The sequence below is a fragment of the Caballeronia sp. LZ028 genome (assembly GCF_031451415.1).
Classification (GTDB): domain Bacteria; phylum Pseudomonadota; class Gammaproteobacteria; order Burkholderiales; family Burkholderiaceae; genus Caballeronia; species Caballeronia zhejiangensis.
In genome coordinates this window covers 290,937-303,508 of record NZ_JARUXN010000004.1, presented here as the reverse complement: position 1 = coordinate 303,508, position 12,572 = coordinate 290,937, and the positions used below count along the sequence as shown (strand labels likewise).

General features: G+C 65.0%; 11 protein-coding genes. 3 read left to right on the top strand and 8 right to left on the bottom strand.

Going from position 1 to position 12,572, the window contains the following annotated elements; genetic code table 11:
- Positions 1–76: 76 nt before the first annotated feature.
- The 6 genes from QCE58_RS24125 to QCE58_RS24100 all read right to left on the bottom strand — a co-directional run bounded on the left by QCE58_RS24125 (position 77) and on the right by QCE58_RS24100 (position 6,567).
- The gene (locus QCE58_RS24125; RefSeq protein ID WP_008354421.1) at positions 77–1,996 is read right to left on the bottom strand and encodes a response regulator; all 1,920 of its coding nucleotides are present in this window, start codon (positions 1,994–1,996) and stop codon (positions 77–79) included.
- The gene (locus QCE58_RS24120) at positions 1,993–3,717 is read right to left on the bottom strand and encodes an ATP-binding protein (RefSeq protein ID WP_250436118.1); all 1,725 of its coding nucleotides are present in this window, start codon (positions 3,715–3,717) and stop codon (positions 1,993–1,995) included. Before QCE58_RS24120 ends, QCE58_RS24125 begins: the two co-directional genes overlap by 4 nt.
- A complete protein-coding gene (locus QCE58_RS24115) occupies positions 3,714–4,781 on the bottom strand; it encodes an ATP-binding SpoIIE family protein phosphatase (RefSeq protein WP_008354419.1) in 1,068 nt (355 codons plus the stop codon). The genes QCE58_RS24120 and QCE58_RS24115 overlap by 4 nt, the downstream gene beginning before the upstream one ends.
- Positions 4,766–5,206, bottom strand: coding sequence for an anti-sigma regulatory factor (locus QCE58_RS24110; RefSeq protein ID WP_008354418.1), 441 nt, complete (start codon positions 5,204–5,206; stop codon positions 4,766–4,768). Before QCE58_RS24110 ends, QCE58_RS24115 begins: the two co-directional genes overlap by 16 nt.
- Positions 5,207–5,227: 21 nt before the next feature.
- Positions 5,228–5,587 carry an STAS domain-containing protein gene (locus QCE58_RS24105; RefSeq protein WP_008354417.1) on the bottom strand — a complete coding sequence of 120 codons (360 nt, stop codon included), beginning with the start codon at positions 5,585–5,587 and terminating at the stop codon, positions 5,228–5,230.
- Positions 5,588–5,649: 62 nt separating this feature from the next.
- Positions 5,650–6,567, bottom strand: coding sequence for an STAS domain-containing protein (locus QCE58_RS24100; protein WP_008354416.1), 918 nt, complete (start codon positions 6,565–6,567; stop codon positions 5,650–5,652).
- Positions 6,568–6,949: 382 nt separating this feature from the next.
- On the opposite strand from QCE58_RS24100, the gene QCE58_RS24095 reads away from it, so the two are divergent.
- Together QCE58_RS24095 and QCE58_RS24090 are read left to right on the top strand one after the other, a co-directional pair.
- Positions 6,950–8,320, top strand: a complete 1,371-nt coding sequence (locus QCE58_RS24095; protein ID WP_250436120.1) for a nucleobase:cation symporter-2 family protein — start codon at positions 6,950–6,952, stop codon at positions 8,318–8,320.
- Between the two features lie 537 nt (positions 8,321–8,857).
- Positions 8,858–9,682 carry an alpha/beta hydrolase gene (locus QCE58_RS24090; protein ID WP_250440766.1) on the top strand — a complete coding sequence of 275 codons (825 nt, stop codon included), beginning with the start codon at positions 8,858–8,860 and terminating at the stop codon, positions 9,680–9,682.
- Here QCE58_RS24090 and QCE58_RS24085 read toward each other — a convergent pair.
- Positions 9,679–10,491 carry an exodeoxyribonuclease III gene (locus tag QCE58_RS24085; protein ID WP_250521809.1) on the bottom strand — a complete coding sequence of 271 codons (813 nt, stop codon included), beginning with the start codon at positions 10,489–10,491 and terminating at the stop codon, positions 9,679–9,681. The two genes, QCE58_RS24090 and QCE58_RS24085, sit on opposite strands and share 4 nt — an antisense overlap.
- Positions 10,492–10,559: 68 nt before the next feature.
- The gene (locus QCE58_RS24080) at positions 10,560–11,564 is read right to left on the bottom strand and encodes an aldo/keto reductase (protein WP_008354411.1); all 1,005 of its coding nucleotides are present in this window, start codon (positions 11,562–11,564) and stop codon (positions 10,560–10,562) included.
- A gap of 108 nt (positions 11,565–11,672) precedes the next feature.
- Here QCE58_RS24080 and QCE58_RS24075 point away from each other — a divergent pair, with 108 nt between their 5' ends.
- Entirely contained in the window at positions 11,673–12,566 is an 894-nt protein-coding gene (locus QCE58_RS24075; RefSeq protein ID WP_175982867.1) for a LysR family transcriptional regulator, read from the top strand.
- Positions 12,567–12,572: the final 6 nt, after the last annotated feature.

The following is a 12,572-nucleotide window of genomic DNA, read 5'->3' as shown; positions in this document are numbered from 1 at the left end:
TTCCCGGCGGAGTGTGCCGCAATCGGCGCGCGATTACGCCATTTCCATCGGCAATTCAGATTTTTCGGCTCCGCCCTCAGGCGAACTTTCCCGACACCGCCCTTTGAATCTCCGCGAACGCCACCGGCTTCACGAGATGATGATCGAAGCCCGCTTCCTTCGAGCGCTGACGATCATGCGCCTGCCCGTATCCCGTCACGGCGATCAGCAAGGCATCGGCGGTTGCGGGACGCGCGCGCATCTCGGCCGCGAGCCGGTATCCGTCCATGCCCGGCAAGCCGATATCGAGCAGCACGATCTGCGGCATGAAGGTGTCGGAGACCGCGAGCGCTTCGGTTGCATCGTGCGCCGTGCGAACGTCGAAGCCGTCGGCTTCGAGCAGCAGCGCCATCGCGGTGGCCGCGTCGACGCTGTCATCGACGAGCAGCACGCGCTTGCCCGCGTTGACGGTCGCGGGCGTTGCCGGCGCGCCTTGCGTGGCCACTTGCGCATCCTTCGCGAGCGGCAGCCACACGACGAACTCGCTGCCCGCCTGCGCCCCCGCCGAGAATGCTTCGATGCGTCCGCCCTGCAACTCGACGAGCGTCTTCGCCAGCGGCAAGCCGATGCCGAGCCCGCCCTCCGATCGTTCGAGCGATGTCTCCGATTGCACGAACAGATCGAAGATGTGCGGCAGCATGTCGGACGCGATGCCGATGCCCTTGTCGCGCACGACGATACGCACCTCATCGCCGAACTGTTCCGTTTCGATGGCGATCTCGCCTTCCTCGACGCTGTACTTCGACGCATTCGACAGCAGATTGCCGAACACCTGCGCGAGCCGCACGCTGTCGCCGACGATGTAGAGCGGCGCATCCGGCAGCTTCACCGTCAACGCGTGCCGCTTTCGTTCGAGCGCGGGCTGCACGGTCTCGATGGCCGCCGCGAGCGCCGCCGCGAGATCGACCGTTTCCTGGCGCAGCGTGATCTTGCCCTGCGTGATGCGCGCAACGTCGAGCAGATCGTCGACGAGCCGGCTCAAATGCCGCACCTGTCTGTCGATGATCGCCCGCACCGTCGCGAAGTGCTGCACGGACGGCTCGCGGTCCGGATCGAGCAGATCGACCGCATTGCGGATCGGCGCGAGCGGATTGCGCAATTCATGCGCGAGCATCGCGAGAAACTCGTCCTTGCGGCGGTCCGCTTCGCGCAACAGCAGTTCGGCGGCCTTGCGCTCGGAGATATCGTTGACGATGCCCGCGATGCGATACGGCCGCGCCGGATGACCCGCCGCGCCGTGAACCGGAAACGCGCGCTCCGCGACCCAGCGCGGCCCGCCGCTCGCGCGCACGATGCGATATTCGACCTGATACGGCGTGCCGTTCGCGAGCAGTTGCCGATACGCCTCGGCGACATGATCGCGATCGAGGGGAAGAATGTCGCCGGACCAGTGATCGGGGCCAGGCAGGGGCGCGGGCGCGCCGCCGCCGGTATCGAAGAGATGCGCGTAAGCGGGGCTCACATAGAGCAGTTCGTTGGATGCCGGATCGAGCATCCAGAACACGTCGTCGATATTCCCGGCAAGCTGGCGAAAGCGCTCCTCGCTCTCGCGCAGCGCATTTTCCGCGAGCCGCACGCGCAGCAACGCGCGCACATGCGCGATCAGTTCCGCGGGTTCGACAGGCTCGGTCAAATAGCTATCCGCGCCGCCTTCGAGACCGCGAATGCGATCGAGGCTATGCACGGCCGCCGCCGATGTCTGCAGCACGAGCGTGCCCGACGTCTCCGGCGATGCCTTGATCTGCCTGCACACTTCGAGCCCGTTGATGTCGGGCAGCTTCACGTCGAGCAGCACGAGATCGGGCGCTTCGGCGCGCACGCGTTCGAGCGCGGCCGTGCCCGTCGGCGCTTCGATCACGTTGAAGCCCGCGCGCGACAGGATGCGCGTTTTCGCATAGCGCGCGCCGTCGTTGTCGTCGACGTTGAGGATCAGCACCTCGTTCCAGTCGCTTCTCATGATGCTCGTCCCTCGCCCGTCACCGCATCCAGCACGCCCGGCAGCTCGCCACCGCCCGCCGGCTTTTCAACGAACGCGGTCGCGCCCAGCGCCCGCGCTTCATTGCGATCCTCGTCCTCGCCGAGCACCACGATCGGAATGCTGCGCGTCGCGGCCTGCGCGCGCAACGCGGCGAGCCAGATCCACGCTTCCGACGGCGCGGGCCGCACGGCGAGCAGCAACGCGGCGGGCTGCGTGCGCGCGAGCAGGCGGCTCGCCTCGTCGAGCGTCGCGGCGCTCATCGGGCGATACGGCGAAGCGCGCAGCGCGGCCTCGCAGTCGAGCCGCTCGATCGGATTGCTCGCGACGATCAGCACGGCGGGCCGCGTATCGCTCGCGGCGTGATGCGCGGCGTCGACGTCCGCGCCGTAATGCGCGGGAATCGTCGCGCTGAAAGTCGAGCCGCGCCCGGGTTCGCTCGCGAGCGACACATCGCCGCCGAGCAGCTTGCACAGCTTGCGGCACAGCGGCAGGCCGAGGCCCGTACCCTTCACGTATTGCTGAAGGCGGTTTTCGACTTGCCCGAACTCTTCGAAGACGACCTGCTGATGCTCCGGCGCGATGCCGATGCCCGTATCGCTGACGGAAAACGTGATGAGCCGGCGCGCGTCGTCATAGCTCGCCGCGACGCGCACTTCGCCGCGCTCGGTGAACTTGAGCGCATTCGATACGAAGTTGCGCAGCACCTGCGCGACCTTGGCTTCATCGGTATGAATGGGCGGCAGGCCTTCGCACGATTCGAACACGAGTTCCACCGCGCCGCCCGGCGACAGCGGCCGCAACATGCCGCGCAGCGCCGAAAACAGGGTATCGACTTCGAATTCGGCGGGACGCACTTCGATCTTGCCCGCTTCGATCTTCGCGAGATCGAGCAGATCGTCGACCGTTTCCGACAAATCCTCCGCCGCTTTGCGGATGAAGCGCACCTGCTTTTCCTGCTCTTCCGTCAGATCGCCGTCGATACGTTCGAGCAAGAGTTTCGAGAGCGCGCGGATCGACGACAGCGGCGTGCGGAACTCGTGGCTCATGTTCGACAGAAAGCGCGATTTCGATTCGTCCGCGCGGCGCAGATGATCGGCGCGCGCATCCAGCTCCGCATAAAGCGCGACGACGCCGCGATTGGTGTCCTCGAGTTCGCGCGTAAGACGCGTGAGCTCCTCCTGACGCTCGCGCAGATCCGCGAGCGCGGCGATCAGCTCGCGATTCTGGCGCTGCAATTCCGCGGCCGTGTCTTCGCTCGGCTGACGCTCGAGTGCGTTCTTCACCGCCTGCGCATCGCACGGCACGCCATCGGGTAGAGCCTTCGCGAGCGAGATCGAGGTGTCGCCATCGGCTTCGTCGGCGATCGCGCATTGATCCATCAGACGTTGCGCCGCGAGCAGGCCGAGCGCGGCTTGCGAGTCGTCGTGGCGCATGGCGCGCAGACGCTCGCCCGCACCGCCGCCCGCCAGAAAACGCACGACGAAGCGCGGCGGGCGCGCGGCGTTATCGACGAGAAATTCCGCGCGCGCCGCCTGCCCCGCGATCAGCACGGTGCGCGCGGCTTCGAGCACGGACGTGGAAATGCGCGTCTGATCCTGCGGCGAGAAGCCGAGCGCCGCGCTCGCATCGCGCGCCTTCACGCGGACCGCGACGATGTCGCGCTCGTGATCGATCCGCATCGAGTAGAGCGGTTGCGTCATCCTGCGCTCCCGGCCGCGCGGGCCACGAACACGGTGATGTCGTCGCGGCCGCGCGCGAAGTCGCGATACAGCACCGCCGCGACGAGCGCCGGGTGCCGCATCGCGAGGCCCGGATAGCGCGCGAGATCCCAGCGCGACGTGAGCCCGTCCGAATGCAGCACGACGAGCGCGTTCGGCGGATACGGCACGTCGAAGATCTGCGCGCGCCGCGCCGCATGCCCGACGATGCCGCTGTGCGAGACGAGATGCTTGTGCGTGCCTTCGGTCCACACGCTCGCCGAAATATTGCCGATGCCCGCGAAGCTCACCGCCATGCCCGGCATCGACGCGAACGCCGGCATGCGCGCGATGCCGACCGCCGCGCCGCGCGTCGGGCGCAACGCCTCGTTGGCGGCCTCCATGATGCGATCGAGCGCCTGGTCGCCGTTCGCGGCGAGCGCTTTGGCCGCCTCGATCGCCGCGACATTGGCGAGCGGTCCGTGACCGAGGCCATCGGCGACGAGCACGGTGAATTCGCCGTCATGCGCGTAGACGGACCATGCATCGCCGGATACGGTTTCGGTTTGCAGCGGCAGGTTCACGACGCCGTATGTCAGTTGCGGCGCACGCGTGTTCGCCGCGCCCGGCGCGTTCCAGAACACGGCGCGCAACACCGTGCCGCGTTGCGGCGCGCTCCAGATGTCGAGTTCGTCGGAAAGACGCTCGATCGCGCCCATGCCGTTGCCGGGACTGCCCGCCGTCGTGTAGCCGTCCTCGAAACAGCGATGCAGATCGTAAATGCCCGGCCCGTTGTCGATGCACAGCACTTCGATGCCGTAGCGCAAAGTCGCGCCGGCGCCCCTGTCGACGAGCGGACGCACGAGCAATTCGCCGCGCTGTGCATGCTTCAGCAGATTCGTGCCGCATTCGGTGACGACGATCGCGAGCTCGCCCGCGGCCGTCTCGTTGAAACCGAGCCCGCGCGCGAGTTCGCCGATAGAACGCCGCGCATAGGCGATCTGGCTCGCCTCGGCGATCTCGTAGCGCTGCTGCGCGGCCATCGATTCCTTCAGAACGGTTTCCATTTTGTGATCGAGACGTGCGTGCCTTCGCCCGGCGCGGAGCGGATGTCGAATTCGTCGCACAGGCGCTTGGCGCCGCCAAGCCCGAGCCCGAGGCCGCTGCCCGACGTGAATCCGTCGGAGAGCGCGCGCGGGATATCCGGAATGCCCGGACCATTGTCGACGAATTCGAGCTTGAGGCCACGGCGGCCGTTACGCTCGACGAGATAGCAATGCACGTCGCCGCCGCCGCCATAGATGAGCGTGTTGCGTGCCAGCTCGCTCGCCGCCGTCACGAACTTCGTCTGGTCGATGAGAGACAGGCCCTGCGAGACCGCCTTCTCGCGCACGAACTGGCGCAGCCGCACGATCTGCTCGTCGTTGCGGATCGGCAGCGTGTCGGGCGGCGACGAGGACGTCGGCGCGGCTGTGGAATTGAAGATCGTCATGGAGTCGTGTGCATGCGGCCGTCAGGCCGTGCCGCCCTTCGAAAGGAGCGCCATGCCCTTCTCCACGTTCAGCGCCGTGCGTACGCCCGAAAGCGTGAGGCCGAGTTCGACGAGCGTGATCGCGACCGAAGGCTGCATGCCGACGACGACCGTCTCGGCATCGAGCACGCGCGCCATGGCGGCCGTGTTGCCGATCATGCGTCCGATGAACGAATCGACCACGTCGAGCGAGGAAATGTCGATCAGGACGCCGCGCGCGCCGTCTTTCACGATGCGGCTCGTCAGATCGTCCTGCAGCGCGAGCGCGAGCCGGTCGTGCATGTCGACCTGAATGGTGACGAGCAGGAGCCTGCCCATCGTGAGAATCGGAATGCGTTCCATCGCTTGAAACCCCGTTCAGTCGCGTTGCGTTCGATGCGTGCTTCGAATGGCGAAAGGCTGCGTCATTCCGCTTGCAGCGAATCGAAGCCGTCGCTTGCGCGGCTGCCGCGCGAGGCGTCCTGCGCGGATCCGGCCGTCACCGACTTGCCCGTGCGCTGCAGCGCGACGACGAACGCCGACGCGAGCGTCGCCTTGGTCGTGACGTTCGTGAGATTCACGCCGAGATGAACGATGGTCTGCGCGATCTGCGGACGAATACCGCTGATGATGCAGTCTGCGCCCATCAGACGCGCCGCCGCGACCGTCTTCAGCAAGTGCTGCGCGACGAGCGTATCGACGGTCGGCACGCCGGTGATGTCGATGATCGAAATGGCCGCGCCCGTCTCGACGATCTTCTGCAGCAGGTTTTCCATCACGACTTGCGTGCGCGCGGAATCGAGCGTGCCGATGAGCGGCAGCGCGAGAATGCCGTCCCACAACTGCACGACGGGCGTCGACAGTTCGAGCAGTTCCTGCTGCTGGCGCACGATGACCTGCTCGCGGCTCGCCTGGAACACTTCGGTCGTGAAGAGCCCGAGCTCGTCGAAGAGCGTGCTGATCGTCCAGGTGAGATCGGCGAGCGCGGGGGCATCGTTGACGAGCGTGTCGCGCAAACGCGCGAAGAGCGGCTGCTTGAGCGAGAACACGAACATCGCGGTCTCGACGGGCGTGAAGCCCTGACGCGCACGCTGCGCCGACATTTCCGCGAGAAACGCGCGCACTTCCTGCCATGCGGACGATTTGAAATCGACGCGTTCGGAGGCGCCGAGCGCCGTCACGAGAAGCGACGTGAACTGGCTGAACTGATTGCGCAGTTCCGCCTCGCCGACGAGGCCGCGCCGCGCCGCGATGGCGTGCTGCTGCGCGAACCATTCCGCGAGCAATTGCTCCTGGTTGCTGGTGAACAGTTGGGCAAGCCGCGTTCCGCCGACCATTTCCATGCCGAGATCCCCGTGCGAATGATGTTATTGGGCGCCAAGCCCTGGAAGCTGGATTGTTGCATCGCCGCGAAAGCTATCGAAATAAAGCAACGCGAAGCGCTCGGAATGTAGCACGCCATCCCAAAAATCGACAGTGCGACAAGCCTTGCGGCACAAGGGTTTCGAGGATTCTTCCGTTTGTCGCGATGCGCGCTGCGCCGAATCGGCAAATGCTGCCGTGTGCGCGCGATCGCATGGACAATATCGGTCAAATATCCTGAACAAAGTCAAGCGCGCGTCCGATGCCATGTATAGCGGCCCGAATATTTTTTCGGCCGTCGCGCGGTGCAATACTCGGGCGACCCACTCAACGTCATAGACATTCGAGCTTGCCGGAGCGCACATGGCCCAAACGATTCATCCCGTCGACGAAGTGCTGCCCATCGGTCAGATGCTCGCGGTCGGCATTCAGCACGTACTCGTGATGTACGCGGGCGCGATCGCGGTGCCGCTCATCATCGGCGCAGCGCTCAAGCTGCCGAAGGAGCAGGTCGCGTTTCTGATCAGCTCGGACCTCTTCGCGTGCGGAGTCGTCACGCTGGTGCAGTGCATCGGCGTATGGAAATTCGGCATCCGCCTGCCGGTCATCATGGGCGTGAGCTTCGCGCCGGTCGGGCCGATGGTCGCGATGGCATCATCCGGTGCGGGCCTGCCGGCGATCTTCGGCGCGACCATCGCGGCGGGCGTGTTCGCGGTCCTGATCGCGCCGTTCTTCGGACGGCTGATGCGCTTCTTTCCGCCGATCGTCACGGGCACGATCATTCTGACGATCGGCATGACGCTCTTTCCCGTCGCGATCAACTGGGCGGGCGGCGGACGCGGCGCACCGAATTTCGGCGAGCCGCGCAATCTGATGATCGCGGGCATCGTGCTGCTCGCGATTCTGCTCATCAACAAGTATCTGAAGGGCTTCGTCGCGAATATTTCGGTGTTGCTCGGCATGGCGATCGGCTTCGTGATCGCGTTGCCGCTCGGCTTCGTCGATTTCGCGGGCGTCGGTCAAGCCGCGTGGTTCGCGCCGGTGCGGCCGTTCGCGTTCGGCATGCCGGTCTTCGATGTCGCGGCGATCGCCTCGCTGTGTCTCGTGATGGTCGTCATCATGGTGGAATCGCTCGGTATGTTCCTCGCGCTCGGCGATCTCGCGATGCGCCCCGTTTCGCGCATCGATGCGACGCGCGGACTGCGCACCGATGGTCTCGGCACGGTGATCGGCGGCATCTTCAATACGTTTCCGCATTCGTCGTTTTCGCAGAACATCGGGCTCGTGGGCATTACGGGCGTCAAAAGCCGCTGGGTGGTCGCGGTGTCAGGCGTGATCCTGATCCTGCTCGGGCTGCTGCCGAAGCTCTCGAATCTGATTGCTTCGATACCGGTGGTCGTGCTCGGCGGCGCGGGCATCGCGATGTTCGGCATGGTCGCGGCGACCGGCGTGAAGATCCTGAGCAAGGTCGATTTCGATAGCAAGAACAACTTGCTCATCATCGCGATCAGTCTGGGCGTGGGCGTGATTCCGCTTGCCGCGCCGACGTTCTTCGCGCACATGCCGGCGTGGGCGGGGCCGCTGACGCATAGCGGAATCACGCTCGCCGCGGTGTTCGCGATTCTGCTCAACGCGCTGTTCAATCGCGAGCGGGAAGCGGAGGACGTGGAGAAGGAGATCGCTGCGGAGATGCCTTTGAGCTTGCGGCAGGGGGATGTGGATGTGCGGGAGTGAGCGAGTTGCCGGAGATCCGGCCGCTGGCGCCACGCAAGCGGCCTGCAATCGCTCGCGCGCAACCGCGCCTTACCTAACCGCAAGGGCTTTGGGCCGGGATGAATTCGAACAGAACCTGGAAGCGCTCCGAATCGGGGACATTTGGAACGGTAGGCCAAATCTCATAGTCGACCTCGATACGCCTCTCTTCGACGCCGAGCGCACGAAGATAGCTAACGACGGATTCAACGCGCTTTTTTGTGACCGCCGTTCCGTCTCGTCGCCCTTTTCGAAATAGCCATAGAGAACAACAATGTCAGTCCGCGCGACGCTGTTGTTAGCGTCGACGAGCGTGCGCGCCAGATCAACTCGATGGCGATTTGACACCGACAAGTTGTCCGCGTCGAATTTGATCGATTGGATCCGCGGAATTCATCTGGGTCATTTTTCTGTCGGTAACAATTCACCGCCCATACATGAAATGCAGGCGCAAGCGCACGCATCCACACGCCGCAACTCCACTACCATACGAGGAACGCCAACCCGCCGCCGACACCGATGCGCGAAGTCCTCTGGATCGCCCTGCTCGCCATAGCGCTGGTCTACACGATCGCGCTCGCGGGCCTGTATTGGCTGCAAGGAAGGCTCGTCTATCCGCTGGAACAGATCGAAGCCTTCAAGAACGCCGATGTGGAAGCGCGCACCGAAGCAGTCGTCATCAGAACCGATGACGGCCTCGACCTGACCATGCGCTACAAAGCGCCGCCCGACGACGACGCGCCCACGGTCATCCTCTTTCACGGCAATGGCGAAGACCTTTTCCAGCGCGGTCATGTTGCATTGGAGATGATCGAAGCGGGCTATGGCGTGCTGCTCGCCGAATATCGCGGCTACGGCGGCAATCCCGGCAGGCCGCACGAAGCCGGCCTTTACGCCGATTCGCGCGCCGCCTACGCCTACGCCGCGGCGCGTTCACGCAACATCGTGCTGCACGGTTATTCGCTCGGCTCGGGTGTCGCCGTGCAGCTTGCAAGCGTCGCGAAGATCCATGCGCTGATGCTCGAAGCGCCGTTCACGAGCATCGTCGATGTCGCCGCGAAACGCTTCCGGCTCTTTCCCGTGCGGCTGCTCGCACGCGATCGCTACGAAAGCCTCGCGAAAATCGCATCGATCGATGCGCCGCTCTTGATCTACGGCGGCACGAAAGACGGCGTGATTCCGCCCGAACACTTCCAGCGTCTCTTCGATGCAGCACGCGGCGACAAGCGTCTCGCGCTCATCGAAGACGCCGATCATCTCGACGTTTGGACGATGGGCGGCCGCGAACACGCGATGCAATTCCTCGCGTCACTGCAACCGACGCGCGACACGCTGCAAGCCTAAGCCGATTTCCTGCGCGTGCGCCCGAGCTTGAGCGTGACCCACGCCGGCGCATGATCGCTCGCATGCGGCTCGCCGCGCACCCATTTGTCGACGCCCGCCGCCTCCAGCTTCTTCGCGAGATCCTTGCTAAGAAGGATGTGATCGATGCGCAAGCCGGAATTCGTCTGCCAATGATTGCGGAAGTAATCCCAGAACGTATAGATGCGCTCATTGGGAAACTTCTGCTTCAGCGCATCGGTCCAGCCTTGCGCGAGCAAATCCGCGTAGGCCGCGCGGCTCTCCGGCTGCAACAGCGCGTCCTTCAGCCACGAGCGCGTGTTGTAGATGTCGTCATCGGTCGGCACGACGTTGTAATCGCCCGCGAGCACGACGGGATGTCCGCTATCGAGCAACATCTTCGCATGTGCGTTGAAGCGCGCGAACCATTCGAGCTTGTAATCGAACTTCGGGCCGGGCTGCGGATTGCCGTTCGGAAGATAAAGACAGCCGATCAGCAAGCCGCCCACGGCCGCCTCGATATACCGGCTATGCGTATCGTCTTCGTAACCCGGCAGCCCGCGCCGGCTCAGCACCGGCTCCGCGTCTTTCGCGAGAATCGCCACGCCGTTCCACGATTGCTGCCCATGCCATAGCGCGCCGTAGCCCGCGTTCGCGATCGCGTCGGCGGGAAACTGCGCGTCGGTCGCTTTCAGTTCCTGCAGGCAGACGATATCGGGCGATTCGCGTTCGAGCCATGTCAGCAAGGCGTCGAGCCGCGGACGGATGCCGTTGATGTTGAAGGTCGCGATTTTCACTCGGCGTCTCTCCATCGGTGGATCGGGATCGATGCTACACGCGTCGCAGTTTGCGTGCCGCGTCGCGAACCACGCCGGGAGATTCAGCGCTTCTCGCTGTCGAGATGCGCCATCTGCACGGCCTCGTAGCGATCGCCCGCCGCCGCGCCCTTCGGCACCGCCGCTTCGATCGCGGCGAGGTCATCCTTCGTGAGCGCGACATCGAGCGCCCCGAGCGATTCCGTCAGCCGGTCGCGACGGCGCGCGCCGACGACAGGCACGATGTCATCGCCCTGCGCGAGCACCCACGCGATCGCGATCTGCGCGACGCTCACGCCTTTTGCATCGGCGATCTTGCGCAACGCATCGACGAGCGCGAGATTGCGTTCGACGTTGCCTTGCTGAAAGCGCGGACTGTTCGCGCGCCAGTCGCCGGATTGCGCGGCGTCGCGGCTCCAGTGTCCGCTGATGAGTCCGCGCGACAGCACGCCGTACGCCGTGATGCCGATGCCGAGTTCGCGGCATGCCGGAAGAATCGATTCCTCGAGGCCGCGCGAAATCAGCGAGTATTCGATCTGCAGATCGCACACCGCATGCACGGCGGCGGCACGGCGAATCGTGTCCGCGCCGACTTCCGACAATCCGACGTGGCGCACATAGCCCGCGTCGATCATCTCGGCGATCGCGCCGACGGTGTCTTCGACCGGCACGTTCGCATCGAGGCGCGCGGGCCGATAAATGTCGATATGTTCGACGCCGAGCCGCTGCAATGTATACGCGAGCGAATTCTTCACGGCGACGGGCCGTCCATCGAACGCGATGAACCGGCCGGCCGGATCGCGCATGCCGCCGAATTTCACGCTGAGAATCGCCGCATCGCGGCGTGAAGGCGGCGCGCTTCTCAACGCTTCGCCGATCAGCATTTCGTTGTGCCCCATGCCGTAGAAGTCGCCGGTGTCGAGCAGCGTCACGCCCGCTTCGAGGGCCGCGTGTATCGTCGCGATGCTCTCCGCGCGATCCGACGGCCCGTACATGCCCGACATGCCCATGCATCCGAGGCCGATCGCCGACGATTGCGGTCCGTTCTTTCCGAGCTTGCGTTGTTCCATGTTCGTTCTCTCCTTGAAGAATGGAGACGATTATGGGAGCAAACCTCGCGTGCGATAATCCGCCTCAATCCGAATGGGCTGTGCGCCCCAGCGAACAATGGGTGAGAGATGAGCGAACCGGATTTGTCGGATCTTCACGCGTTTCTGGCCGTCGCGCGGTCGCGTGGCTTCAGGCAGGCGGCGCTGTTGCGCGGCGTGTCGGCGTCGTCGCTGAGCGAGGCCATACGCAGGCTCGAAACGCGTCTGGGCGTGCGGCTTTTGAATCGCACGACGCGCAGCGTCACGCCGACCGAAGCGGGCGAGCGGCTCATCGAACGCCTCGGGCCCGCGTTCGCGGAAATCGCGGGCGCGCTCGATGCCGTCAACGGCTTTCGCGACAGCCCGACCGGCACGTTGCGCCTGAACGTCCCGCGCATCGTGTCACGCGAGATCCTGCCGCCAATCGTCGCGCGTTTTCTGACGGCGCATCCGGGCATCAAGCTGGAGATCAGCGCAACCGATACCTTCATCGACGTGCTCGCCGCCGGTTTCGATGCGGGCATCCGTTATGACGAGCGCATCGAGCGCGACATGATCGCCGTGCCGATCGGGCCGCGCACGCAACGCTTCGTCGCGGTGGCGTCGCCGGCTTATCTCGCGGCGCACGGCGAGCCGAAGCATCCGCGCGAACTCGTGAATCACGCGTGCATCGGGCATCGTTTCGATAGCGGCGTGCTGGCCGTGTGGGAATTCATGCGCGGCAAGGAAACGATACGCATCGCGCCGGAAGGACCGCTCGTCACGTCGTCGATCGAGATCAGCCGAAGCGCGGCCATCGCGGGATTGGGCCTCGTCTATACGTTCGACGAGTTCGTGCGCCCGGCCATCGACGATGGCGCGCTCGTGCCCGTGCTCAAACCGTGGTGGCAGAGTTTCACCGGGCCGCGTCTCTATTATCCGAGCCGCGCGCACATGCCGGGGCCGTTGCGCGCGTTCATCGACTTCATTCGCGCGGGGAATTGAGCGCGC